The following is a 24,860-nucleotide window of genomic DNA, read 5'->3' as shown; positions in this document are numbered from 1 at the left end:
GGCCGCCCCGGTGGTCGACTACATCGCGGCGTCGAACGCAGTGACGATCCGCTCTCGCCGCTTCAACTCTCTCTGGTACTTCGGACTCCGACAGTCGACATCGACCGTCTCGGTCTGCCAGTCCCGGCCGTCCTTGCCCTCCCACGCGCCATAGAGCGTGACCTTCGGGAGGACGAGGACGCCGAAGACGACGGTGAGCAGGTAGAGCGTCTCCTCGATGTCTCGCCACGACACCGTCGCTTTCCGACGCGTGTCGACCGGGAACGAGACGTGTTGGGCGAGGAGTCCACACTCGTGAGCGCGGTCGACGAAGCCGTGGTCGTTGCTGAACAGGACGACGCGGTTGCGGTCCTCCTCGTGGTAGTCGTGATAGCTATCGACGATCGCTCTGTCGCCCTTCTCGCCGGGGACGACGTCGACGTTACGCTCGGCCATGAACTGGCGGTAGGCGTACAGTCCGAGCAACCCCTGTCTGTTGTCGCTCGTCGGTTGGCCCTTCAGTCGGTCGAACTCTGGTCCGAAGGCGTCCACCAACCGACGCGACTCGCCGTGTCGAAAGTGGAAGTCGAGTTCCTCCTTCACGCCCGCCGAGAGCGCATATCCGTTCACGGGCGACCGACCACGCTCGTCGCCGTTCGAGGGATCGAGTGAGAGGAGTGACTCCGGTCGCCACATGAGGAGGTTGGTGTCGATCCCCGCGAACACTGGACGATGACCCGCTTCGAGGTCGGGATAGCCGTAGCGGCGGACGAACGTCTCGACCTCGTCGTGGTTTTCGAGCGGTGCGACACCGCCGCCGACGAGCGCCCGCATGTAGTGCTCGGGACCGGGGAGATCGGCGACGATCTGCTCGTCGTACTCGCGCTCGAGGTCGTCTCGTCGGTCCTCGTACGAGAGCGGTCCACAGGTGAATCGAACCGTACTTCCTCGGTAGTCGCCGAGTTCGAACCGGACGAGTTCACCGACGTCTTCGCAAGGATGCTCGACCGGGATGGTGGTGATACCGTCGTCGTAGAACGCGTTGAGGAGCGTCGTGAAGTGCCGACGTTGGAGCTTCACCCGACCACCTCCGTGAAGTCGACGAGCGAGATGGCCGGTCGTGGAATCGCGTCGTAGGGTTGCCCGTAGAAATCCGACGAGTCGAGAAAGAGGTAGAAGACGTGTGTGGCGTCGTACTGCAAGCCAGCGCGGAAGGCGATCGCGGACATGAACTTCCGACCGGGGGTGACGTCGACGGCGACTGTATCGTCACGCGCTGTCGTCGTCTGGATGGCACCCTGATAGTACTCGACGATGGTGGCAAAGTCCATCTCGTCGTCGAGCGTCTGGCGGGTGACGTCGAGGTCGCCGCCGTACTCCGCGACTGTCGTCTCGATCAGTGGAATCGCTCGCTCGACGTCCTCGGCCGACCCCGGCGTGACGAGGATGTGGTACTCGTCTGGAACGTACCCCTCGGTACAGGCGGCGGCGATCGGGTTGACCATCGCCTCGAACGTCGTACTGGATGCGGTCACCCATCGCCGTTTCATTACAGCTGACTGTCTTTACCGAGTGTGGTAAGCGTATGGGTGGCACGGGCTTCTGGGTCGTGCTCGTCCTTCCTTGGCGTCCTCGTCTCTATCGTGTCGGGACAAGAGCTTACTCGGGTGTCGTTATCTTCTCGGACATGAGTGACGACAAAGCGGCTGGGACACTACTGGGTCTCGCCTGTGGCGACGCTCTCGGGCGACCGATCGAGTTCATGTCCCCGGCGTCGATCGAACGCGAGCACGGCATCGTGACGGAGATGCTCGGTTACGGGACGCACGGCCAGCCAGCGGGAACGATCACCGACGACACCGAGATGGCGCTGTGTGTCGCTCGGAGTCTCGTAGAGCGGGGTCAGTTCGACCCCGAAGACATTGCTCGACGGTTCGTCGAGTGGTACGACAGTGGGCCGTTCGATATCGGAGGAATGACCGCCGAGTCGATTCGGTTGCTCAAGCAGGACACGCCGTGGGACGAAGCAGGCCAGCGTGTCTGGGAGCAGAGTCACGAAGGTGGAAACGCGGGCAACGGGAGCGTGATGCGGTGTGCGCCACACGCGATCGCCTTCGGCGACGACTTGGAGGCCCTCGAACGGATCAGCCGCCAGTCCTCTCAGATCACGCACGCCGACCCACGGTGTACGGCTGGCTGTGCGATATTGAACACGACTATCGTTGGGCTACTCGACGGAGTGAACAACCCGTTAGCGTTGGCGCTCGCAGACGTCGATCAAATCCCTGCCGAACTCGTCGGTGCATTAGAGCGAATATCGACCGACCTTGGTCCAGAAGATCTCGAGAACACGGGCTACGTGGTGACGACACTTCAGGTAGGACTGTACCACGGACTGACTGCCGAATCGGCCGAGGAAGCCATCGTGGATGCAGTGAACATGGGCGGTGACGCCGATACGATCGGAGCAGTCGCAGGAGCCGTCGCTGGGGCTCGGTTCGGTGCAGATACGCTTCCCGAGCGGTGGCTCGAAGAACTCACGTGTCGTCAAGAACTCACCAGCCTGGCGACTACGCTCGCGACAGACCGCATCCATACGTAGTCTCAACGGACGACGTCTGCTGAAAACGACTACTGCTGATCAGCAGCTTCTCGGCAGTGTGCAACGAACTCGGTGACGATTCGCTTGAACTCTTCGAGGTTGTCGTCACGGGCCAGTATCTCGAATGGCGCCTTCGCCTCGCCAGCGGGTACCCCATCCAGTGAACCGAAGGCTTCCTCGTACTCTTCGTACGCACTCGGATTCCAGGGGACTGGCGACGCTGCTGGATTATCACCGTCGAGGGGCATCTTCGCCGTCCACACCTTGAGATGGCCACTGACGTTCGCTGTGAAGACGCTCGGTCGACCGCTGTGATCCCCCTGGTGAGCGCTCACGCGAAGCCCGAAGTTCGCGTTCTTCGCTCCGCCGATGTCGACTTCGTCCCCGAGACTCTTCGAGAACTCATAGAGATGCTCGAACGAATCGGCTACTTCACGAGTGATCGCTCCGTTCGCCACCTTCTGCTCTAAGTCCTCGTACAACTCTGCCTCTGTCTGGACGTACTCACTCCCACTTCGAGTCGTCGTCGACGAAGTCGACGCCTTCGCTTCCTCGGTTTGGCCGTGCAGTCGAGGGACGAACACGGATTCTCCATCACTCGTGTACTGCACGACCTCGATGGCCAGCACTTCGACGTCCTGCATCGCTTCGTTCAGGAACTCGACGACACGCTTCAGTTCGCTCGGGACGTCGTCGGCGACGAACACGAGCCGAATCTTCTTCGAGCGGAGGTTCTTCTCGACCGTGTCCCAGAAATCGTCTACCGAGCTATCACCAACTACCTCTGTGAGTGTCTCGTCGGGGTCTATGCCGCGTTCCTCGCACGTCTCGATGAATCGTTCACTGAGCGTCTCCGCGTCCCAGTAGATACTCGCGTGGGCGACGTAGTCGAACATCTGTCCCACGACTCGGCGTCGAATCTCCGTGTTCTCGCTTCGTTTCACTTCGACGATGGTGGGGACACCGTTCTGATCGACGAAGAGGTGGTCCGCAGACCAGCGCTCGTTACCGCCTTCTTTGTCCGGGACAGATTTCTCGCGGCCGATCAGTGCCCATCGATCGATCCCTTCGTCAGACATCTGGCCCCCAGCGAGTAACCGGGGATAGTTGGCTAATCGATCCTGGAGCACTCGCTCGTACTCGTATGGCTGCTCGGTCATTTCGACGAGTCGCTCGCCCTGCCTGAGATAGATCGCGTCGTTCATCCGATCTACTGACTGGACTCTGGGGTAAATACTCACTAGGCCATGACAACCCTGCCACCCAGTACCTACATATCGTCCGATCACACAACTTGACAGAATGACCTACGGCCTCGACGATCGGCCGTCGCTTCGGGGGAACCTCCGTCTCGTTCCGTTCCTTGGCGATGGACTTGCCGCTCACGTAGTCCCGGCGTATCGGGGATTGATCGAAGAACACGGGCAGTCGAACGTTCTCGTTCTCAAGCGGTTCCCCACCGGAGTCGATGAGATCGCCAACGCAGTTGGTGAGTCGATCGGTGGTATCGAACAGCCCCGGATCCGGGGACTCTCGGCTCACGCCCGCGACACGATCGCAGAGCTTCCGTCCCCGCCGCGACTCCTCACGCCCAGCGAGCAGGGCCTGCTACTGGGCCAGTATCTGGCAGAGCACGAGTGGGAGACGCCCTATCTACAACGGGCCGCCCGACAGGAGTCGTTCGAGTCTGACGTGGGACGCTTCGTCGCTGAGGCGACCTGGCAGGGTGGCGAGATCGAGACCGACGAGCCCGCACTGGCCGAGCTCACGGCGTTCAACGATGGCTTTCACGAGTGGCTCGGTGAGAACGGCCTCCTCGACCCGTCGGCGGTCCTCTCGAACGCTGCAGTAGCGCTCGCTGACGCCGATCGTCGAGCGCGAGTTCGACGAGGGGTCGATGCCGTACTGGTCTTGGAGTTCGAGGAGTTCACTCCGATCGACCGAGCGTATCTCGCTCGACTGACCGAGGGCGTCGATCTCGTCTGCATCGCCGAACGGAACAGTGCGATTCAGCGAACGTGGAACGAACCGGGTACTATCGACGACTACGCGACCGAACTCACGAGTGTAGCGGAACACGAGACACAGCAGCCGTCCGATCGTAACGGAGACGTCCCGCTCCCCGCCGCTTGTGCATCGTTTCTCGCGAGCGATCACTCCCCGACCACGGCCGAGGGCGGTTCGCTGACCGTCATCGACGAAGAGACGTTCACTGCGCAGGTGCGAACCGTCGCCGAGGAGATCGAGCGTCTGCACCGGGTCGAGGGCGTTCCGTACAGCGAGTGTGCGGTCGTCCTTCGAGACTCCAACGCACCCGTCGGAGATGCACTACGAATCCTCAGAACGGCAGGGATTCCGACAGCCTCTGCGACGGTCGGAGGGCTAATCCACGATCCCACAGCGCGGGAACTCTACGCGGTGGTCTGTTGGTGCAGTGACGACGAGGAACGCGAGTGGAGTCCGACTCGTGCACGGAGCGTCCTCGCTGCACGAAGCCCGACGATCGGCGACGAACTCCTCGAGCGGATCCGACATGCTGGAGACGCTGATGGCCTCGAAGCCGCGCTCCAGACGTGGCTGCTCGAATCCGGCCTCAAACAGCGAATCGCCGAACTCGACTCGTCGGTCGATGCGAAAACACAGTTCCGCCACGTCAGCGACGTCCTCCAGCTGGCACGGTTCGTCGACGAATCACCGCTCGTCGACGCCTCGTGGAGCGTGTTCGCACGGGCACTCGAACGGGAGTTCCAGCATACGACCTCCGACAAGATAGCGACCGAACTGGAGGTTCCGGAAGACGGTGTCCTCGTCGACGCCGTCCGAGTAGCGAAGGACCTCTCCCGCGAGGCGGTGTTCCTCCTCGACGTCGTCGACGAAGAGTTCCCTGCAGACCCGCAGTTCAACGCGCTCTTTCCCACACCGCACCTGGAAGAACTCCCCGGCTACCCCGCCTTCACGGCACCAAGCCCGGAAGACGTTCACGAGACGTTCGAGACTGCTGGTTCGGACGGTCGACGCCCGCTCAAGGCGTACTACGCCGAACTGAGCAGGCGGATGCTCGCGGTCGGTGCACGCACTGCCTCCGACCGTCTCTACTTCGGTACGTACACCGAGACCGAGGGCGGAACAGGCAGTCGACTCCAGCCTTCGAGATTCCTCACCGCTGTCGAAGAGGAGTTCGGTGAACTGGACCGACGAGAGAGCGACGAGATTCATACCCACGGTGAGGCGGTTTCGTTCGCACTGACGAGAACCGAGGACGCACTCGAAGAGATCCGACTCGCGGGTGTGACCGACGATCCGATCGATATCGACGAGATCGAACGCGAGTTCGGTGTGATCCAATCGCTACTGGCGAACGACCCGCCTGATGGTCTCCAGCGAGCAATCGAGTCTCGCACTGACTTCGCTGAGGGGGTGGTCCGTCGTGAGTAAGAGCGATGACGACCTCTTCACGGTCTCACCGTCGCGATTGGGCGTCTACGCCGACTGCCCACGGCGCTACCAGTACGAGAAGGTCTGGAAGGTCGGTTCCCCCGACGAGACGCGACGCTACTTGGACCGGGGCTTGGCGCTCCACGGTGCGATCGAAGATACCTGCGAGACAGTTCGTGAGGGGGCTGCGATTACTGACGAGGACATCCGAACGATGGCGAGTGACGCCATCGACGCTCGGTGGGACGAGGAAACGGACAGGAGCGAGTACGCCTCCGATGCTCACTACCGATACGACTACCTGTTGTGTGTCGCGACGATCGAGGACTACTTCGATGGTGTGGGCCTCGACCACGCTCGAAACTCGATCGCTACCGAAGAGTGGCTCGAGTGCCAGCGAGAAGGTGTCGCGTTGCGTGGGCGTGCCGACAACATCGTGAAAACGGCTGAGGGGATCAGAGTCATCGACTACAAGAGCAATCTCAAAGGGATCATCTCCGATTATTCGAAGGACGCTGTCGTGGCTCACCACGCCGGTGATGATCACAGCCCTCAGCGGGTCAAGAGTACGTTTCAGGCGGCCACGTACGTCGAGGGCGTCAAAGAGCATCCCGAGTACGAGCCAGGAATGGATGTCGAGTTCACGTACTACGGTTTGCTCTCCGACACTGAGACGAAACCGGGAGTCGATGGCGTTCAGGTTTCTGTCCGTGGCAGAGGGCGGGATGTCGGACAGATTTACGATACTTGTTACGACGAGATCTGGGAGCTCATCGGGGAGTACTACGACGCCATCGAGGCAGGTGACTACGTCCCCGACTCCGTCGCACTCCAGAAAGAACACGCCTGTGACGACTGCACGTTCCAGGCGATGTGTCCCGACTACCTCGCTGGGGAGGTGAGCGTCGATGAGTGACCGAGACGTGTCCGTCGAGGCGGCCACGTCCGACGAGGAATCGGAGGAGAACACTCCCCGACCAGACCAGCAGAGGATCATTGACTCTGATGACTACCCCATGCGGGTGCTCGCCGGTGCTGGCACTGGAAAGACGTTCACGATGGTGCGGAAGATCGAACGCCTCGTTGAAGACGGCACCCCTCCCGACCGGATTTTGGCGTTGACGTTCACCAACAACGCCGCCGACTCGATGCGCGAGAAACTGGTCGAGAAGCTCGGGTCACGGGGCCACGATATCGAGGCGTACACGTACCACGCCATCTGCCACGAGCTACTCCAGGAGTTCGCCTACCACGCTGACCTCGATCCTCGCTACGATATTGCGACCGAGGCCGACCAGTTCGCGATCGTCTACGACGTCCTCGACGAGATGCCCTACCGGTTCACCAAACCGGAGGTGTTCGACCCCGACGGCTACGGGAAAGGGGCAGCCAAGCGACTGCTAAGGTTCATCCCAGCGATGAAGCGCTCCGGTATCTTCCCCGAGGAACTGGAGGCGTATCTGGGCGAACCGGCAGATCTGCTGGCGCTCGATGAACTGATCGAACGGATCGAAGCAGCGGCAGAAGAGCACGTCAAAGTCAGCTGGCGCAGGCCCACACACGACCGCCTTGACGAGATGTGCGATGGGCTCGATGCGCTCAAGCAAGCGATCGCGACGGAGCGTGAGTCACTGGAGACCGATGGAGTGGCTGCAGACGTACGGTCGTTCTGTTCTGAACTCGAGGCGACGTGTGACCGGCTCGCCACGCTGCTGACCGACCGGGCAGACGAGATCGTCGACGGCGATCTCGAACCGGCGTTCAAGCTTCCTGCATACCTGTTCGGGGCGTACTCCAGCCCACCGAAGGGCATCCCCAAGGTAGGGTTCACGCTGACTGGGAAGCTCCAGTCGTTCATCGGCAACTGCCAGGTGGCGTCTGATCTCACAGCGGGGTACGCAGCCTACGAGCGTCGGCTGAGTGAGGAGACACTGCTGGACTTCGACGATCTCGTCGTTCGAGCGAACGCGCTCCTCGAAGACGAGGCGGTCCGAGAGTGGATCACCAGCCAGTGGGACTACGTGTTCTGTGACGAGTACCAGGACACCGACACCGTCCAGTTCGAACTCGTCCAGCAGTTCGTGACCGAAGACCGGTTGTTCGTCGTCGGCGACGACGACCAGGCGATCTACGAGTGGCGTGGGGCGAACATCGAGAACATCGGCTCACGGCTCTCTGCGGCCTTCGATGATCTCACCGACGAGACGTTGGAGGAGAACTTCCGCTCTCGCCAGCCGATCCTCGACCTCGCCAACGAGGCACTCGAACACCTCGACTCACGAGGGTCGACGAAGGAACTGGAGGCGATCGGCGAGAAACGCGAGGCGACGACGGGAGTCGTGACGATCGATAGGGCAGAAGAGCCCGCGGACGAAGCACAGCAGATCACGAACGCGATCACACGACTGCTGGCCGGTGAGTCGGAGTTGGCCGACGAAGAGTACAGCGCGGGTGACGTGGCGATCCTCGTCCGGAAGAACACACACGCCCAACCCATCGTTCGCTCGCTAGAGCGGGCTGGTATCCCGTACGAACTCGCTGGCGATCTCGCAGACGAGTCGATTGGCGTCCGGACGGTGCTGGCGTACCTGAAAGCACTGGCCGACCCGACTGACGAGATCAGCCTCAATCGCGTGCTGACGATGCGATATCGGCTCCACGAGACCGACGTCGCTCGACTGAACGCGACTGACGAACCACTGCTCGAAGAGCTACAGTCGACGCCGCCCGAGCGGTTCCGTGAGCCCGAGCGCGTCGAGGCCGCTCGCGACGACTTCACGCAACTCCTCGATCTCCGTGATACGTACTCGCTGACGCGGCTGTACCGCGAGTTGAAGGACGTTACCTCGGTCGAGTGGTTCCTGTCCGAGCAAGAGCGTCGTGACCTCGCCCAGTTAGACGAGCTGATCGCGTCGTTCGACGATGGGGCGATCGAGCCCGAACTCTCTCGGGAGTTCGTCGACTTCCTTCGACTGCACGGGGAGATCACGGAGAGTGCCGCGGCTTCGTCCGAGGACCAACCCGACACCGAAGACTCGGCGGTCGACGTCATGACCATCCACAAGAGCAAAGGGCTCGACTTCCCGGTCGTCGTTCTTCCACAGTTGACCGCCGACGAGTGGTCGCCCAACGAGCGACCGTACGATACGCTCGAACACGTCCTCTCTGGTGGGTCGGTTCTCGACACCGACTTCGCCCGCCGAGACGAGCACGAGACGCGTCGCGTGTTCCACGTGGCACTCACTCGTGCCGAAGAGCTGTCGATACTCGTCGGTGGGAGTGATGAGAGGACCGAAGACGACGGCGAGAACCTTCCGGACTCGGTCGTCGAAGCGGGGTTGCCGGAATCGATCCCGTGGGAAGTCGGTGGTGTCGAGTTCCCGATCTGGGAGCTGATTCAGAGCTGTCTCCCGGCGGACTTCGACGACGGAACGGAGACGCTCGCAACACCGATGGACACGACTGGTGTCGTGACTGGAACCCACGACGGAGACGCGTTGGCACGAGGTCCTGCCCGCAAGCGCGTCCTCTCGTTGGCGCGTTCACTGCTCGACGGTGATCTCGACGCCGTCGATCCGACGACGGTCGGTATTCCGGTCGAGGCGCTCGACCCACTCGACACACCGAGGCTCCGTCGACGACACAGCTACACGTCGTTGGACACGCTCTCGAGGTGTGAGCGAAAGCACTACCTCGACCACGTGCTCTGGGCGTTCGACGATCCGGCGGGTGTCGATGCTGGAGAGCGTACTACTGGAGGAACGAGCAGCGACGCTCCGTCGGTACGTGAGATCGGTGTCCTCTTTCACGAGACTGCTGAGCGAGCTGCTATTCGTGGTGCTGCTTCTCCTACAGAGTGGATCGAAATCGCATCGCAACTCGCGGCCACACGCGGACTGAATCACGCCCTCGACGATGCGGTCGACTGCATCGAACGCTACTTCGAGTGCGAGGCGAGCGAGTGGGAGGTCGTCGCCGCGGAGCGTGCGTTCGCGCTCGAACTCGACGGCTTCGCCGTCACCGGTGTAATCGACGCCGTCTGTCGATCACCGACCGGCGAGTTGGTGATTCTCGACTACAAAGCCACCACGAAAAAGCGCTCTCTGGCCGAGGATCTCCAACTCCCACTCTACGTGCTGGCCTGTGAGGAACTGTTCGATGAGCCGATCCGACAGGCCGGCTACGCGTACGTTGGCGAGGTCGGTCCGGCAGTCGAGACTCGCTCGTTCACAGCGGAGGACGTCGAGACGTCCGAGACACGTCTCGTCGAGCAGCTTCGTGCGGCCGACACCAGTTCGTTCGAGGAGTACACCCCTGGTGAGCACTGCAGGTGGTGTCCACACAGGTCTCTGCCCTGTGCTGAGGAAGCGGAGTCGAACTGAGTGCAGCGTACCCGCTGTCACACTGTCCGGTCGTTGTCGCTCTCGTGGGTGAATCGCGTTGTTCGGCAACTGCTTCAGCGATAGACACCGTCTCGGGGCTTCCGACCGATTCGCACTGCACTCTCTCGGTAGCGGTTCGTCGGGGAAGGTGCACTCGTAACGAGACTGTCAGCAGAGTCCCACGACCGGTTTACCTAGCGGCCAGTCTGACTCCGTCACGACCACCTTCGCTCACTCGGACGTGACCGAGAGGTCGACCGCACTCGTCTCCTCGGCGACGCTCACGCCGTACGGGGGGACGGTCTCGCTGCCGACGAGCCAGGTTGCAGTCGACTCCCCCGAAGTCTCGACCGTCACGGGGTCACTCCCGAAGTTCAACACCCAGGTGTAGCCGTCGCGCTCTGCCACTCGGAGTGTCTCGGGGAAGCGCTCGCTGTGAGCGACTCCCGCCCGTTCGAGGAGGGCCACCGCCAGCGCGTCGGCCAGGTCGGTCCCCGGCCAGACGCCACAGTACGCGACCGACCCGTCTCCAGTGGAGTGCTCCAGCACTGCCGGCTTCCCGTCCCCGACGCCCTCGTCGTGTCGGCCGACGACGGTCGCCGTCTCCGCGTCGAGCCACTCTCCCCAGGTCGTGTAGTCGTAGGACTCCCCGCAATACGTCACGCGTGTGGTGAGCGTCTCCGGTGGCGACTCGTGCTGGTCGACCTGGCCACCGACGAGGTCGGTGAGCGGCCCCGGCGCGAGGGTCGGCTGGAGCTTGTTGCCCGGGAGTTTGGCCCCCGAGCGTGGTCCGAGGAAGAGGTGGCCGCCCGCTTCGACGTACTCGCCGAGACGGTCCGCCAGCGACTCGTCGGCGAGGTGGAGCGACGGCGCGACGACGGCGGCGTAGTCGTCGAGCGTGTCGCCCGGCGAGACGACGTCGACCTGTACCCCCCGCCCGCGAAGGCCGCGGTAGAACGCGCCGAGCAGGCCCCAGTAGTCGAACTCGGGGGAGTGGGGCTGTTCCGAGAGTGCCCAGCAGTCGTCGTAGCGGTGCAGGAGGGCGACGGGTGCGTCGACCGGTCCGAGGTCGAGGTCGGCGAGGTCCGTCGCCGCCTGTCGGGCGTCGTGGTAGCCACGGTCCGGTGAGCCGTCCTGTCGCCGCAGGCCGGCGTGGTACTGCTCCTGCCCTTCACGGCAGCGCCGCCAGCGGAAGTAACAGACCGCGTTCGCGCCGTGGGCGACCGCCTGGTGTGCCCAGAGGCGCATCGCGCCCTCACCTGGCTGGGGGGAGTGTGGCGGCCAGTTGATGTCGCCCGGTTGCTGTTCCATCACCCAGAAGCCGTTCTCCCCCCGGTAGAGGTCGTGGTTCAGCGACACCTGGTCGGGGTCGCCCGCTCGCAGTCGGTCGGGTGTCGTCGGGCCGAGCCGGCGGTCCTGTGCGAACCCGGTCGGGTAGGAGTCCCACGTCCCGAACTCCAGGGGCTCGCCGACGTCGTAGGAGTCGAGCGTCGAGAAGGTCCCCATGAAGTTGTGCGTCACGAACCAGTCGTCGTCGGCCGCTCGCAGGAGGTCGGTCTGGAGTCGGTTGTACGCGACGACGCTGTCGCTGGCGAACCGGCCGTAGTCGAGCAGCCGTGAGGGATGGTGTTCGGCGGCGGTGTGGCGTGGCGGGTCGAGTTCCTCGAACGAGCCGTAACGCTGGCTCCAGAACGTCGTCCCCCACGTCTCGTTCAGGTCGTCGATGCCGTCGTAGCGCTCGCGACACCACTCCCGGAACGCGCTCGCGCAGTCGTCGCAGTAACACCGGACGGTGTCGTGACAGCCGTACTCGTTGTCCGTCTGCCAGCCGACGACGTGTGGGTTCTCGGCGTAGTGGTCGGCCATCTCGCGGACCACGCGCTCGGTCTCCTCGCGGTAGACGGCGGAGTTGAAACAGTAGTGGCGACGGCTGCCGAACGCACGCGGTGTGCCGTCCGGTTCTTCCTGGAGAATCGAGGGGTGGTCGTCGACGAGCCACTTCGGTGGCGTCGCCGTCGGCGTACAGAGCACGACGTCGATGCCCGCCTCGCCGAGCAACTCGACGGCGGTGTCGAGCCACTCGAAGTCGAACGCGCCGCGCTCGGGTTCGAGTCGTGCCCAGGAGAACTCGCCCATGCGGACGACGTCGATGCCCGCCTCGACCATCTGCTCGACGTCCGTCGCCCAGCGCTCGCGTGGCCAGTGCTCGGGGAAGTAACACACCCCGATGCGGGGTGATTCGGTCTCGCTCGCGTACGGTGCGTTGGTGTCGGTGCTGTCCTCGGCGTCGGTGGGTGTGGTGTCGGTCATCGAGTCGAACGTGGGGGATGGTCGTCGGGCAGTACGTGAGTCGTGTGGTGAGTGGTCGGCCGACGGTCGGGGCCGCTCAGTCGCTCGTCGTGAAGGCGAAGCGGTTCTCGCCGGGGGTCGCCGTCACGATGGTCGTCTCGCCCGTGGTCGCCGCGTCGGTGTCGGCACGTCGCCACTCGTCGGGCGTCCAGACGACCAGGTCCATCGGGGCGGGAGCGTCGAGCGTGACCCGAAGCGAGGCGTCACGCCACTCGACGCTCCGGACCTGCGTGGCGGCGTTCGCGAGGTGGCGTGCACCGAGCACCACGGGCCGGGACGCTGCTGGCCGTGACGCGCAGTGGACGAGGACCGTCCCGTGGGGGGCGACCGTTCGCTCTACGACCCCGTCGTGGACGACAGGGGTCGTCTCGGCATCGCCCTCTCCGTCGGTGGTGGGACTCGCGAGGGTGACCCACGCGAGCGTCTCCGTCCCGTCGACGTGTGCTCGCGGGTCGACTCGGAGCGTTCGCGGCTCGTCGGTCCAGTTGAACGCGGCGACGGCCACTGCGCCGTCGGCCGGCCGCTCACAGACTACGCGGTTCGGGAACTCGCGCTCGCCCACGCCGTCCACGTGGCCGTTGGTCACCGGCGGGAGCGTTCGCTCGAACAGCGTCCGACCGGCGTCGTCGATTTCCGCCAGCGCGTCGCTCAGGACGTTCGTGCCGCCGGTCAGGGCGACGAGCGCCGCGAACGACTCGCGTTCGGCGCTCGTGAGGTCGGTCGTCGACCGGACGAGCTGGCAGTCGGGGTCGTTCAGCCACAGTCGACGGTGGGTGAACTGTCGGTTGAGGACGTTCCGAACCGCGTTCTCGTGGGCTGGCTGACTCGCGCTCTCGCCCGCTCGGTGCCAGTACGGTGCGGTGTCGGGGCCGACGCGCATCGCGTCCACCAGCCCGACGCTCGCGAACTGTGGTGCGCCACAGCCCAGCACGAACGTCTCGCCCACCGCCTCACGAATCACTTCGAGGCCGTGGCGGTACGCCGTCGCCCGCGTGACGTCCTCCGTGCGGTCGCCCGGAAGCGCGGCGGCGTAGAGGAAGTCGAGTTTGAGGTAGTCGAACCCCCACTCGTCGACGACCGTCTCGAACGTCTCGCGGAGCCACCGTTCGACACCCGGATGAGTCGTGTCGAGCGCGTACATCGGCCCGTGACGCGGCCCCGCATCGACCGGCTCGCCGTCGCGCGTCAGGAGCCACTCGGGGTGGGCCGCGGCGAGGTCCGAGTCCGCCTGCACGTAGAACGGCGCGAGCCACAGTCCCGGGGTGTAGCCCGCGGCGGCGACGTCCTCACGCAGTTCGCGCATGTCGTCGAACCCCTCGTCGAGCGTTCGCCAGTCGCCGAACGCCACCTCGTAGCCGTCGTCGAGTTGGACGACGTCGAAGTCGGCGTCCCACGCGTCGAGCGCGTCGAGGTTCGTCCGGACGTCGTCGGCCGTCACCTCGGTGAAGTAGTGGTACCACGAACACCACCCGGTCGGGGCCCGCTCGGGGACGCGGGCGTCCATCCGGTCGGCGATAGTCTCGGCGAGTGCGGCCAGCGCGTCCGGGAGCGAGCGTGTCGCATCGATACGGAGCGGTGCGCTCGCCCGTGATTCGCCCGGTTCGAGGGTGACGCCGTCGGCCGGACAGCAGGCGCGAACCTGTGTCGTCCCCTCGGCGTCAGTATCCATCTCGAAGCGACTCAGGTACGCCTCGTGGTCGAGAAAGCCGAGCGTGACCGTTCCTCGCTCGCCGGTCAACGCCGTCAGACCGTGGCTCGTCCGTACGTCGTCGGGGGCGGCGAGGTCGACCATCTGTGGCCTCGCGCGCTCGGTTTCGGGTGGGAACCGCTCGTCGAGACCGAGCGTCGCGGTCGGCGACCACGACTGGTAGCCGTGTTCGAACACCCGGTCGTCGGGGCCGAACGTCGCCGTCCCGTCGAGGAGGTCGAACGCCTGGATACGTCGTGGTTCGTCGCCCTCGTTGGTGACGGTCAGCGTGAGGTCGGCCGCACCGTCGGCGGCTTCGAGGGTGACGGCCGTGGTGAGCGACGCGTCGTCGTCACCGGGACGAACGACGGTTCCATCGGCGAGTCGAACGCCGAGGTGTCCGTCGAGGAGTGTCTGCTCCTCGTTCTCGACGTGTACGCGGCCGGTCTCCTGTTCGACGAGGACTGTCGTCGCCCCGGTGGTCACGTCAAGCCGGGTCACGGCTCCTCCTCGCGGCGAGCGCGGTAGTCGGGCAGCGTGTCGTCTTGCATGACGGCCGTCCGGCCACCGTCGACCAACAGTGACGTCCCGGTGACGTACCCCGCCTCGTCACTCGCGAGGAACGCCACGGCAGCGGCGACGTCCGCGGGCGTCCCGACCCGGCCGACCGGGTGGATGGATTCGAGGTGTTCGCGGTACTCTTCGTCCATGTCGTCGGTCGTCCGCTCGATGGCGACCCAGCCGGGGTTGACCGTGTTGACGCGAATCCGTGGTCCCAGATCGAGCGCCATCGCCCGCGTCATCCCGTTGATGCCGGCCTTGACCGCGTTGTACGGGAACAGCCCGGGCATCGTGAGGAAGGCGTGATTCGAGGACATGTTGACGATAGCCCCCTCGTCCATCCGCTCGGCGGCCGCTTTCGCACAGAGCCAGAACGACCGAAAGTCCGTCTCGACGACGAACGCCCAGTCCTCGACCGTCGCCTCGTCGACGGCGGTGTCCGTCTCGACGCCCGCGTTGTTCACGAGGACGTCGAGGCGGCCGTACTCCTCGACACACGCGTCGAACAGCGCGACGATGTCGTCGGGGTCGCGCATGTCCGCCCGGACGAACACCGCCTCGCCGCCCGCCGCTTCGATGTCGTCGACCGTCGCCTCGCCGGCGTCACGACTCCGGCCCGTGACGACGACGCTCGCCCCCTCGTCGGCGAGTCGTCGGGCGACGCCCGCGCCGATGCCGCGTGTCGACCCCGTCACGACGGCGACGCGGTCGGTGAATCGGTCCATCGTCACCACTCCGCGACGCTGCCGTCTTCGTGACGCCAGACGGGGTTGTGCCAGTCGATGTCGCCGGCCTGTTCGCGGATGTGCTCCTCGTTGAGGTCGATACCCAGCCCCGGCCCCTCGGGGAGGCTGACGTAGCCGTCCTGGAAGTCGAACGCCGAGGGGTCCGCGAGGTAGTCCAGCACGTCACTCGTCTCGTTGTAGTGGATGTCGAGACTCTGCTCCTGGATGAGGACGTTCGGCGAGCAGGCGTCGACCTGGATACACGATGCCAGCGCGATGGGGCCGAGCGGGCAGTGGGGAGCCATCGCCACGTCGTAAGCTTCGGCCATCCCGACGATCTTCTTCACCTCGGTGATGCCGCCGGCGTGTGAGAGGTCCGGCTGGATGATGTCGACGACGCCGCTCTCGAACACCTCCTTGAAGTCCCACCGAGAGTACATCCGCTCGCCCGTGGCGATGGGGATGGAGGTGTACGCCGCGATTTCGGGGAGCGCGTCGTTGTGTTCTGGGAGCACCGGTTCCTCGATGAACATCGGTTCGTGCGGTTCGAGTGCCCGAGCGAGACGCTTGGCCATCGACTTCGAGACGCGGCCGTGGAAGTCGACGCCGATGTCGACGTCCGGGCCGACCGTCTCGCGGACGGTCGCCAGTCGCTCTTCGGCCTCCGCGATGGCCGCCGGGGTGTCGACGCGGCGCATCTCGGAGGTGGCGTTCATCTTCAGCGCGCCGAACCCCTCCTCGACCTTCTCTTCGGCGGCCTGTGCGACCCCCTCCGGCCGGTCCCCGCCGACCCACTGATAGACCTGCACGCGGTTCCGTGCCTTCCCGCCGAGCAGTTCGTAGACGGGCGCGCCGAACTGCTTGCCCTTGAGGTCCCACAGCGCCTGGTCGATACCGGCGATGGCCGACATGAGCACCGGGCCACCGCGGTAGAACCCGCCGCGGTACATCGTCTGCCAGTGGTCCTCGATGGGGTCGGGGTCCGACCCGAGCAGGTAGGTGTCGAGCAGTTCCTCGACGGCCGTCTTGACCGTCCGGGCGCGCCCTTCGACGACCGGTTCGCCCCAACCGACCCGGCCGTCGCTCGTTTCGAGGCGGAGGAACAGCCATCGCGGTGGCACCTGGTAGAGTTCGTAGTCCGTGATACGCATCTACCCGACCACCTCCTCGACGTGACCGTCCTCACCTGGTCGCTCGCCTTCGGTTTTCGTCTTCAGCGCCTCGCCCGTCTCGGGGTCGAACAGGTAGAGCGCGTCTTCGTCGAAGGTGAACGAGACGACGTCGCCGGGCGAGGGCCGGGCCGTCGACGCGACGCGGGCGGTCAGTTCGTGGCCACCGAGGTCGGCGTACAGGTAGTTCTCGTTGCCCATCGGTTCGAGCACCTTCGTCTCGATGTCGATACCGTCAGCGACGAGTTCGATGTCCTCGGGACGGACACCGACGCGAACCGACTCGTACCCCTCGACTGGCGTGGTGTCGGCGAGTCGGTAGCCGAAGTCGCCGGGACCGTCGAGGCGATTCCCGTCGACCGTCGCGTCGAACAGGTTGATGCTCGGCGAACCGATGAAGTCCGCGACGAACTCGTTGACGGGCGACCTGTAGACCGCCTCGGCGGTGCCCACCTGTTGAAGGGTCCCGTCGTTCATGACGGCGATACGGTCGCCCATCGCCATCGCCTCGGTCTGGTCGTGGGTGACGTACACCGTCGTCACGTCGAGGTCGTGCTGGAGCGTCTGGAGCTCCGTTCGCATCTGCGAGCGAAGCTTCGCGTCCAGGTTGCTCAGCGGTTCGTCCATCAGGAACGCTTCGGGGTCGCGGATGATGGCTCGTCCGAGGGCGACGCGCTGCTGTTGTCCGCCCGAGAGCTCTTTGGGCTTCTGGCCGAGCAGGTCCTCGATGCCGAGCATCTCGGCGACCTCCTCGACCTGTCGGTCGATGTCGGCACTCGACTGCTGTGTCGAGAGTTTCAGGCCGAAGCCGATGTTCTTCCGGACGTTCATGTGCGGGTAGAGCGCGTAGTTCTGGAACACCATCGCGACGTCCCGCTCACGGGCACGGAGGTCGGTCACGTCGTCGTCGCCGAATCGAATCGTGCCGCTGGTGACGTCTTCGAGGCCGGCCACACAGCGGAGGGTCGTGGTCTTGCCACAGCCCGAGGGGCCGACGAGGACGAGGAACTCCCCGTCCCGTATCTCTAAGTCGATGTCGTCGACGGCGACGATGCGCTCGTCGCCCGAGTCGAACTCCTTTCGTAGTGTATCGAGTGTAATCGTTGACATGGGTCACTCCTTGACCGAACCGGCGAGAATCCCGCTGACGAACTGCTTCTGGAGCACCAGGAACAGCACGACGATGGGGATGATCGACAGCGTCGCTGCGACCATGATCTGGTCGTAGTAGACGCGCTGTGCACCGACGAGTTGGTTGATGGCGACCGGGATGGTGTACTTCCCCTGTTCGAGGATGACCAGCGGGAACAGGAACAGGTTCCACTGGAACAGGAACAGGATGATGGCGAGCGCGGCCAACGAGGACTTCATCGTCGGCAGCGCGATCTTGTAGTACAACTGGAACTCGGTCGCGCCGTCCATCCGGGCGGACTCCAACAGCGCGTCGGGTATCGAGCGCATGTTCTGGCGCATCAGGAAGATACCCAGCGGGTTGGCCGCCCACGGCAGGATGATGGCCCAGTAGCTGTTGGTCAGCCCGATCTGACTCATCAACAGGAACAGCGGGATGACAAGCAGTTGGATGGGGAGGATGAGCGTCGCCAGGATGGCGTAGAACATCGGCTTCTTGAACCGGAACTCGTACTTCGCGAACGCGAAGCCGGCCATCGAACACAACACCAGCGACAGCAGGGTGTAGACGACGGCGACGAAGATGCTGCTCTCTAGGGCCCCCAGGTCCCAGAGGTGCCAGACGTCGTAGTAGACGTAGCCGAACCCGAAGTCGACGTACTGCGTCATCTCGCCCGGGTGGCCGACGAACTGGACGTTCCCACGGGCTTGTAGCGACTCGAAGTTCTGGAGGAAGCTGTCTCCCGGAATCAGTCGCGGTTCGGTCGTCGAGAGGAACTCCTGTTCGTCGAGCGTCGAGGCGACGAAAATCCAGTACAGCGGGACGAGCGTGAGGACGGCTCCCAGCAGGATGAACGCGTACGCGAGGAACTGCCAGACGGCCTCGCGGCGGGTCTCTTCACGCATCGCCCTCACCTCCGACGTTGAGTTGGACGGCCGAGAGCAGGCTCACGACGGCGATGAGGACGTAGGTGAGCGCGCTCGCGTAGCCCAGTCGGAAGTCGATGAACGCCGTCTGATAGATGTACTGGACGATGGTGATGGTCGAGTCCAGCGGCGCGCCACCGCCGTTGATGATGACCGGTTCGCTGAACAGTTTGAACGTCCCGATGGTCGAGGTGACGACGACGAACAGCAACACCGGCCGAAGCTGTGGGATGGTGACGTACCGGAACTTCTCGAACCGGCTGGCACCGTCGATTTCGGCCGCCTCGTAGAGCTGTTGGGGGACGGTCTGCAGTCCGGCGAGCAGGATGATCATGTTGTAGCCCGTCCAGCGCCAGGTGACCGCGCCGACGATGGTCATCCGTGACCAGAACGAACTGGTGAGCCACGGAATCGCCGGGAGACCGACGCTCGTCAGCACGTAGTTGACGAGGCCGGCGTCCTGCATCATCAACAGGAACACCGTCGAGTACGCGACGAGGTTCGCGGAGACGGGCAGCGCCAGTACCGTCCGGAAGACGCCCTTGAACCGGACGAACGAGGCGTTCAACGCGACGGCGAACACCAGCGCCAGCGCGACCATCAGCGGCACCTGCACGAGCAGGATGAACGTCGTGTTGAACAGCGCCTGGTGGAACAGCGAGTCCGACAGCAGCGCCGTGTAGTTGTTCAGTCCGACGAACGTCAGATCGGCGATTCTGGTGAGTTCGTAGCTGAAGAAGCCGAGGTCGAACCAGAACACCGTCTCGTTGCTCACACCTTCGAACCGGAAAAAGGAGAGGTAGAGCGTGTAGAGGATGGGAAAGCCGAGGAAGACGGTGAACACGAGCAGCGCCGGGAGGAGAAACAGGTAGCCGACGAGCCCCTCCCCCGCGTTCGGAAGCCGGTGGCTGACGGACTGCCGGACGAACCGGAGTCGGTCCCTGGCGGTCGGGGTCGCTTGGGAGGCCGTATCTTGTGTCGCCATGGGCGGGACTCAGGCGAGGTCCCGGTCGGTTCGGTCGGCGACCTGCTGTGCTGCCGCATCGACGGCCTCCTTCGGCGACTTCCCGCCGTTCATCATGTCCCGGAAGTGCGTGTTGACGGCCTTCGTCACCGCCGGGGTGTCGATGGTGTAGCGGTACGGCGGAATTTCCGGGGCGATATCCGCGAACATGCGACCGGCTTCCTGCCCGTCGAGGAACTCGTTGGGTTGGTCGAAGGCGTCGGACTCGTAGGTCGACTTCAGCGCCGGGAAGATACCGTACTCTTCGTACATCGTGAGCTGGTGTTCCTTCTGGCCGAGCGTGTAGGCCATGTAGTCCCAGGCGCGGCGGGCCGTCTCGTCGGAGACCTGTGTGGGAATCGTGAGGTTCGACCCACCCCAGTTGGTCGCTCGTGGTCCGCCCGACTCGATGGCGGGGGGCTTGAAGACGCCCCACTTCCCGCTGGTGTCACCCAGTTCGGCCTTCAGCGTCCCTTCCATCCACGCACCTGCGGTGAGACTGGCGGTCGTCCCCTCGCCGAAGGCGGTGAACCAGCCCGAAGACCACGACGCGAGGTCGTTGGCGACGCCGGAGTCGCGGATGCGCTTGAGGATACGAGCGACCTGCAGACTCTTCTCGGAGTTGATGTTGACCGCGCCGTTCTCGGTGAACGGCTGGCCGCCCAACTGCCGGAACATCATCCGCCAGAGCCCGTCGTAGTCGTTCGACGGGAGGTTGAGGAGGTACTGGTCGTCGGGCAGTTTCTTCCCTTCCTCGATGTACTGGTCCCACGTCTCGACGCTGGACGGGTCGATGTCGTGTTCGCTCATCACGTCACGCCGGTAGAACGTGCCCACCGGTCCGACGTCCCAGGGGAGCGCGTAGGTGTTCCCGTCTTTCTCGAGGGGTCCCCACTTCCCGGAGACGAACTCGTCTTTGATGCCCGACTCGGAGAGCCAGTCGGAGATGTCGCGCAGTCCGCCGGTGTCGACCCACGAGGCGGCGTCGACGCTCTCCATCATCGCCGCCGAGGGTGCGCCCGACCCCGAGAGGAGTGTCGACTTGAACTTGTCTTTCAGGTCCGCACGACCGATCTGCGTGATGGTGACCTCACCGCCGTGCTCCTCGACGTAGGGGTCGTTGATGAGGTCGAGGGACTTCGCCGCGACGTCCCAGCCCCAGACTTCGACGGCGTCGGCCATCGCGGGCCCCTCCGTGGTGCTCGACCCGCTCGTCCCGTTGCCACCGCCCCCACCGCCGCCGTTCTGTTGCGTCGAATCGTCGTTCGGGTCACCGGTTCCCGCACAGCCCGCGAGTCCGGCCATCGCCGCGACGCCTGCACCCTTCAGTAGTCGTCGTCGATCGACCTCGGTTGTGATATCGTCTGACATGCTATATCACAATCGTTTGTGGAGCGGGTATTTAGATGTTTGCGTTGCTTGGAGAGAACTGTCGTTTGAAGGCTTCTGGGGCGGATACAAGGTGGTGAACGGGCGTATTTATAATCGAGGTGTTTAGCGATAGTGAACGGTTTTTCACACAGAAAACCGCCGAATTCGGTGCTCTCGGGCCTGCTGATTCGTCCCTGCGCTGTTCGACGAACCTGGGGGAGTCAGTTGTTATCGTTAGCGGTCGCTCCGGTATGTTTTGCCATACTGAACGTTTTGTACCGTCGGACCCAGATATCGACGATGCCCGACTATCCCGTCGGCGCCGTACGTACGAACCTTCGTATCGTCGCCGCGCTCTCCTCGCGGACCGACGCCGGCGTGACGGAACTGGCGACCGAGTTGGACCTCTCGAAGGGGTCTGTCCACAACCATCTCACCACGCTCGAACGACTCGGCGTCGTCGTCGCGGAGGACGGCCGGTATCGGCTCGGCCTCCGGTTGCTCGACGTCGGCATGCAGGTCCGTGACGGCATGGAACTGTACCAGACGGCACGGTCACCGCTCGCGGAGCTAGCGTCTTCGACGAACGAGTCGACCGCCCTCGTCGTCGCCGAACACGGCGACGCCGTCTACGCGGACGTCTGTGACGCAGCGCGAAACGACCGCCGGGTCAGGCTCGGGACACGACTCCCGCTCCACACGACCGCCGCGGGCAAGGCAGTGCTCGCCCAGTACTCGCTCGACGAGGTCGAAGCCTACGTCGAAACCGACGGCCTGCAGCGGCGGACGAACCGGACCATCACCGACGCCGCCTCGCTCCGCGACGAACTCCGTACGATAACGGACCGCCGTCTCGCGTACGACCGCGGGGAAGCCTTCACCGGGATGCGGGCGGTCGCCGCACCGGTTCGCCTCCCCGATCACCCTCCCGCAGCGATCTCCGTCCTCGGACCGGGCGAACGGTTCTCCGGGAAACGACTCGAAGAGGACCTCCCCGGTCTCGTCATCAGCGCCGCGAACCAGATCGAACTGACTCTGACCGACTGAGTGCTGAGACTACCGGCGGCCCCCGCGTTCAGCGACGACGAACGAAAGCCGAGCGACCGCTGGCGTTCAGTATCACTGAACACGGGTGCGAACCGGTCGTCGACGCCGTCGGAAGTCGGTGTCAGCTACTGGCGAAGACGCCGCCGAACCGGCCGCCGCCGTCCGAGTAGTCGATGGTCTCCCCGAGATGCGCCCCGAGCGCGTCGAGTCGCTCGGCCGGCGCGACGGTCTGCTCGTCGACGTCGAACTCGACCACGCCCGCCTCCGCGAGTTTCGGGAGCGCACAGTGGTACAACCGAATCGCTCGCTCCTCGACCGGGTTCCGGTCCGCTTCCGTATCCGGGGGGAGGGTCGGGTCGAGTCGGACGAGTTCGTCCGCGAGCGTTCTGACGTCCCAGACTCCGTCGACTTCGAGGAGGAACGCCACGACCTGCCGGCACGTCGTCGTCTCCAGTAGCGTCACCGCCTCCGCCAGCGGCACGTCCGAATCCGTGTATTTCACACTACAACCACTGACCTACACACGACTAAATCTCTCACCTAAACGGTTAGGCTCCCCGGGCTCCTCGCCGAGTGAAACACGAGCGGACGGGACCGAGAGGGCTCGATACCTCCGATTCGGTGTTCGGAGTCGGCCGTCCACGCTCACCGCCCGGTCGACGGTGTGGACGCCGGTGACTGGAACCCCGACGGAGCGTACGCGGCGTCGAGCGAGCGTGGCCCCGTCTCGCCTCACGGGGGTTCTCGGGGAACGCTGAGGACCGTCGGACGAGTCTTCGGTCTCCGGGACTCAGCGCAGCGAGAGGTTGATGGTCTTGGTCTGCTGGTAGTGCTCCAGGGTCTCGGCGCTCAGTTCGCGGCCGATACCGGACTGCTTGTAGCCGCCGAACGGGAGGCCCGGAACCAGGTCGTGGTAGCTGTTGATCCAGATGTAGCCCGCCTCGATGTCGCGCGCCGTCGTGTTCGCTTTCGTGATGTCGTCGGTGATGACGCCGCCCGCGAGACCGTACTCCACGTCGTTAGCGAGTGCCATCATCTCGTCGTAGTCGTCCCAGCGGAACACGTCGAGGACCGGGCCGAAAATCTCCTCCTGGACGGCCTCGCTGTCGTGGTCGAGGCCCTCGATGAGCGTCGGTTCGACGAAACAGCCGTCGGCGAGCGTCTCGTCGTCCGGTTGGCCGCCGCCGGCGAGGAACTCGCCGCCGTCCTCCTTGGCCGTCTCCAGGAACTCCAGCGTGCGGTCGACCTGTTCGCGTGAGACCTTCGGGCCGAGGTCCGTCTCCTCGTCGAGGGGGTCGCCGATGGTCATGTCGTCGATGGCGGCGACGAGTCCTTCGAGGACGTCGTCGGCGACGTCCTCGTGGACGAACAGGCGCGACCCGGCCTCACAGCACTCGCCGGTGTTGTAGAAGATGGCCGCTTTGACGAGCGCGACGGCCTTCTTCGGGTGGACGTCGGGGAAGACGACGACGGGGCTCTTCCCGCCGAGTTCGAGCGTGACGTCGGTGACGGTGTCGGCGGCGCTCTTCATCACCTGCTTGCCGACGGCCGTCGACCCGGTGAACGCCACCTTCCGGACGTCGGGGTGGCCCGTCACGGCGGCACCGGCTTCCTCGCCGTAGCCGGGGACGACGTTGACGACGCCGTCGGGAACGACGTCGTCGACGAGTTCGACGAGTCGCAGCGCCGACAGCGGCGTCTGCTCGGCGGGCTTGAGGACGGTGCAGTTGCCCGCCGCGAGCGCCGGGGCGAGTTTCCACGACGCCATCAGCAGCGGGAAGTTCCACGGGATGACCTGCCCCACGACGCCGTAGGGCTCTTTGATGACCTGCCCGTACCGGGAGCCAGCGTTCATCGTCTCGCCGGGGTTCTCCCGGACGATGCCCGCGAAGAAGCGGAACTGCTCGGCCGCGCCGCGGACGTCGATCTTCGCCTCCGAGACGGGCTTACCGTTGTCGAGACTCTCCAGTCGCGCGAGGTCCTCGACGTTCGCCTCGATGGCGTCGGCGATGCTCGTCAGGACGCGCTGGCGGCGGCCCGCCGAGACCCCCGACCACTCCTCGTCGAAGGCGGTCCACGCCGCCTCGACGGCGTCGTCGACGTCGGCTTCCGTCCCGCGAGCGACCGACGCCAGCACCTCGCCGGTCGTCGGGTCGATAGTGTCGAACGTCTCGCCCGCGTCGGCCGCGACGAACTCGCCACCGACGTACAGGTCCGTGTGCTCGGGGAGGACCTCGTCGGCCGTCTCCCGGTGGCGTTCTCGGACCGCGTCTCGCCGTGCCGTCGCCGTCTCGGAGTCGCTTGACATCTGTGTCGGACACAGGCCCGGCGTCCCCAAAGCAGTTGTCACCGCCGCCCGCCGACCGAAACTCCCAGCGGTTTCGCCACGCGACGTGGTGGTCATCGAGAAAGTGAAATGAGTTGACGAACGCCGTCTCACGGCGTCCGGTCGGTCGTCGGTGTTCGGCCGCGTCAGACTCGTGCTCTGACCG

General features: G+C 64.7%; 18 protein-coding genes. 5 read left to right on the top strand and 13 right to left on the bottom strand.

The features are described from left to right. Window positions 1-18: 18 nt before the first annotated feature. Together GQS65_RS21630 and GQS65_RS08585 are read right to left on the bottom strand one after the other, a co-directional pair. A complete protein-coding gene (locus GQS65_RS21630; RefSeq protein ID WP_368279979.1) occupies window positions 19-1,059 on the bottom strand; it encodes a PIN domain-containing protein in 1,041 nt (346 codons plus the stop codon). Beyond that, the gene (locus GQS65_RS08585; protein WP_199268427.1) at window positions 1,056-1,529 is read right to left on the bottom strand and encodes a hypothetical protein; all 474 of its coding nucleotides are present in this window, start codon (window positions 1,527-1,529) and stop codon (window positions 1,056-1,058) included. The genes GQS65_RS21630 and GQS65_RS08585 overlap by 4 nt, the downstream gene beginning before the upstream one ends. 137 nt (window positions 1,530-1,666) lie before the next feature. Here GQS65_RS08585 and GQS65_RS08580 point away from each other — a divergent pair, with 137 nt between their 5' ends. Beyond that, entirely contained in the window at window positions 1,667-2,581 is a 915-nt protein-coding gene (locus GQS65_RS08580) for an ADP-ribosylglycohydrolase family protein (RefSeq protein WP_158204641.1), read from the top strand. 29 nt (window positions 2,582-2,610) lie between these two features. Here the strand turns inward: GQS65_RS08580 and GQS65_RS08575 are convergent, their stop codons facing one another. Further along, complete coding sequence (locus GQS65_RS08575) at window positions 2,611-3,870, bottom strand: hypothetical protein (RefSeq protein WP_158204216.1); 1,260 nt, start codon at window positions 3,868-3,870, stop codon at window positions 2,611-2,613. Between the two features lie 13 nt (window positions 3,871-3,883). On the opposite strand from GQS65_RS08575, the gene GQS65_RS08570 reads away from it, so the two are divergent. The 3 genes from GQS65_RS08570 to GQS65_RS08560 are packed head-to-tail and all read left to right on the top strand — an operon-like array spanning window position 3,884 to window position 10,398. Next, window positions 3,884-6,016, top strand: a complete 2,133-nt coding sequence (locus tag GQS65_RS08570) for a hypothetical protein (RefSeq protein WP_158204215.1) — start codon at window positions 3,884-3,886, stop codon at window positions 6,014-6,016. After that, the gene (locus tag GQS65_RS08565) at window positions 6,009-6,932 is read left to right on the top strand and encodes a PD-(D/E)XK nuclease family protein (RefSeq protein WP_158204214.1); all 924 of its coding nucleotides are present in this window, start codon (window positions 6,009-6,011) and stop codon (window positions 6,930-6,932) included. Before GQS65_RS08570 ends, GQS65_RS08565 begins: the two co-directional genes overlap by 8 nt. Next, window positions 6,925-10,398, top strand: coding sequence for an ATP-dependent helicase (locus tag GQS65_RS08560; RefSeq protein WP_158204213.1), 3,474 nt, complete (start codon window positions 6,925-6,927; stop codon window positions 10,396-10,398). Before GQS65_RS08565 ends, GQS65_RS08560 begins: the two co-directional genes overlap by 8 nt. A gap of 231 nt (window positions 10,399-10,629) precedes the next feature. On the opposite strand, the gene GQS65_RS08555 is transcribed toward GQS65_RS08560, so the two are convergent. The 8 genes from GQS65_RS08555 to GQS65_RS08520 form a co-directional block, all read right to left on the bottom strand. After that, entirely contained in the window at window positions 10,630-12,708 is a 2,079-nt protein-coding gene (locus GQS65_RS08555) for a beta-galactosidase (protein ID WP_158204212.1), read from the bottom strand. A gap of 76 nt (window positions 12,709-12,784) precedes the next feature. After that, window positions 12,785-14,935 carry a glycoside hydrolase family 36 protein gene (locus tag GQS65_RS21620; protein WP_199268426.1) on the bottom strand — a complete coding sequence of 717 codons (2,151 nt, stop codon included), beginning with the start codon at window positions 14,933-14,935 and terminating at the stop codon, window positions 12,785-12,787. Then, window positions 14,932-15,720, bottom strand: a complete 789-nt coding sequence (locus GQS65_RS08545) for an SDR family NAD(P)-dependent oxidoreductase (protein ID WP_158204211.1) — start codon at window positions 15,718-15,720, stop codon at window positions 14,932-14,934. Before GQS65_RS08545 ends, GQS65_RS21620 begins: the two co-directional genes overlap by 4 nt. A gap of 2 nt (window positions 15,721-15,722) precedes the next feature. Beyond that, window positions 15,723-16,871 (bottom strand): galactonate dehydratase, encoded by a 1,149-nt coding sequence (gene dgoD / locus GQS65_RS08540; RefSeq protein WP_158204210.1) that lies wholly within the window; start codon window positions 16,869-16,871, stop codon window positions 15,723-15,725. Further along, window positions 16,872-17,999: an ABC transporter ATP-binding protein gene (locus GQS65_RS08535; RefSeq protein ID WP_158204209.1), complete on the bottom strand. Its 1,128-nt coding sequence runs from the start codon at window positions 17,997-17,999 to the stop codon at window positions 16,872-16,874. It abuts the gene before it with no gap. Window positions 18,000-18,002: 3 nt separating this feature from the next. Further along, entirely contained in the window at window positions 18,003-18,926 is a 924-nt protein-coding gene (locus tag GQS65_RS08530) for a carbohydrate ABC transporter permease (protein WP_158204208.1), read from the bottom strand. After that, window positions 18,919-19,932: a carbohydrate ABC transporter permease gene (locus GQS65_RS08525; protein ID WP_158204207.1), complete on the bottom strand. Its 1,014-nt coding sequence runs from the start codon at window positions 19,930-19,932 to the stop codon at window positions 18,919-18,921. The genes GQS65_RS08530 and GQS65_RS08525 overlap by 8 nt, the downstream gene beginning before the upstream one ends. A 9-nt stretch (window positions 19,933-19,941) precedes the next feature. Then, complete coding sequence (locus GQS65_RS08520) at window positions 19,942-21,321, bottom strand: ABC transporter substrate-binding protein (RefSeq protein WP_158204206.1); 1,380 nt, start codon at window positions 21,319-21,321, stop codon at window positions 19,942-19,944. Between the two features lie 300 nt (window positions 21,322-21,621). On the opposite strand from GQS65_RS08520, the gene GQS65_RS08515 reads away from it, so the two are divergent. Next, complete coding sequence (locus GQS65_RS08515; RefSeq protein ID WP_158204205.1) at window positions 21,622-22,368, top strand: IclR family transcriptional regulator; 747 nt, start codon at window positions 21,622-21,624, stop codon at window positions 22,366-22,368. 121 nt (window positions 22,369-22,489) lie between these two features. Here the strand turns inward: GQS65_RS08515 and GQS65_RS08510 are convergent, their stop codons facing one another. Further along, a complete protein-coding gene (locus tag GQS65_RS08510) occupies window positions 22,490-22,870 on the bottom strand; it encodes a DUF7344 domain-containing protein (RefSeq protein ID WP_158204204.1) in 381 nt (126 codons plus the stop codon). Between the two features lie 288 nt (window positions 22,871-23,158). Further along, complete coding sequence (locus tag GQS65_RS08505; RefSeq protein WP_158204203.1) at window positions 23,159-24,676, bottom strand: aldehyde dehydrogenase family protein; 1,518 nt, start codon at window positions 24,674-24,676, stop codon at window positions 23,159-23,161. Window positions 24,677-24,860: the final 184 nt, after the last annotated feature.

The organism is Halomarina oriensis (genome assembly GCF_009791395.1).
Classification (GTDB): domain Archaea; phylum Halobacteriota; class Halobacteria; order Halobacteriales; family Haloarculaceae; genus Halomarina; species Halomarina oriensis.
The sequence above is the reverse complement of the archived record's forward strand: the minus strand, read 5'-3'. Positions and strand labels throughout refer to the sequence as shown.

Excerpts from the sequence above, each read along its gene's own strand:
- GQS65_RS08555 (WP_158204212.1), bottom strand. The coding sequence starts at position 12,708 with ATGACCGACACCACACCCACCGACGCCGAGGACAGCACCGACACCAAC.
- GQS65_RS08580 (WP_158204641.1), top strand. The coding sequence starts at position 1,667 with ATGAGTGACGACAAAGCGGCTGGGACACTACTGGGTCTCGCCTGTGGC.
- GQS65_RS08585 (WP_199268427.1), bottom strand. The coding sequence starts at position 1,529 with ATGAAACGGCGATGGGTGACCGCATCCAGTACGACGTTCGAGGCGATG.
- GQS65_RS08545 (WP_158204211.1), bottom strand. The coding sequence starts at position 15,720 with ATGGACCGATTCACCGACCGCGTCGCCGTCGTGACGGGGTCGACACGC.
- GQS65_RS08535 (WP_158204209.1), bottom strand. The coding sequence starts at position 17,999 with ATGTCAACGATTACACTCGATACACTACGAAAGGAGTTCGACTCGGGC.
- GQS65_RS08505 (WP_158204203.1), bottom strand. The coding sequence starts at position 24,676 with ATGTCAAGCGACTCCGAGACGGCGACGGCACGGCGAGACGCGGTCCGA.
- GQS65_RS08520 (WP_158204206.1), bottom strand. The coding sequence starts at position 21,321 with ATGTCAGACGATATCACAACCGAGGTCGATCGACGACGACTACTGAAG.
- GQS65_RS08515 (WP_158204205.1), top strand. The coding sequence starts at position 21,622 with ATGCCCGACTATCCCGTCGGCGCCGTACGTACGAACCTTCGTATCGTC.
- dgoD (WP_158204210.1), bottom strand. The coding sequence starts at position 16,871 with ATGCGTATCACGGACTACGAACTCTACCAGGTGCCACCGCGATGGCTG.
- GQS65_RS08525 (WP_158204207.1), bottom strand. The coding sequence starts at position 19,932 with ATGGCGACACAAGATACGGCCTCCCAAGCGACCCCGACCGCCAGGGAC.
- GQS65_RS08560 (WP_158204213.1), top strand. The coding sequence starts at position 6,925 with ATGAGTGACCGAGACGTGTCCGTCGAGGCGGCCACGTCCGACGAGGAA.
- GQS65_RS08570 (WP_158204215.1), top strand. The coding sequence starts at position 3,884 with ATGACCTACGGCCTCGACGATCGGCCGTCGCTTCGGGGGAACCTCCGT.
- GQS65_RS08530 (WP_158204208.1), bottom strand. The coding sequence starts at position 18,926 with ATGCGTGAAGAGACCCGCCGCGAGGCCGTCTGGCAGTTCCTCGCGTAC.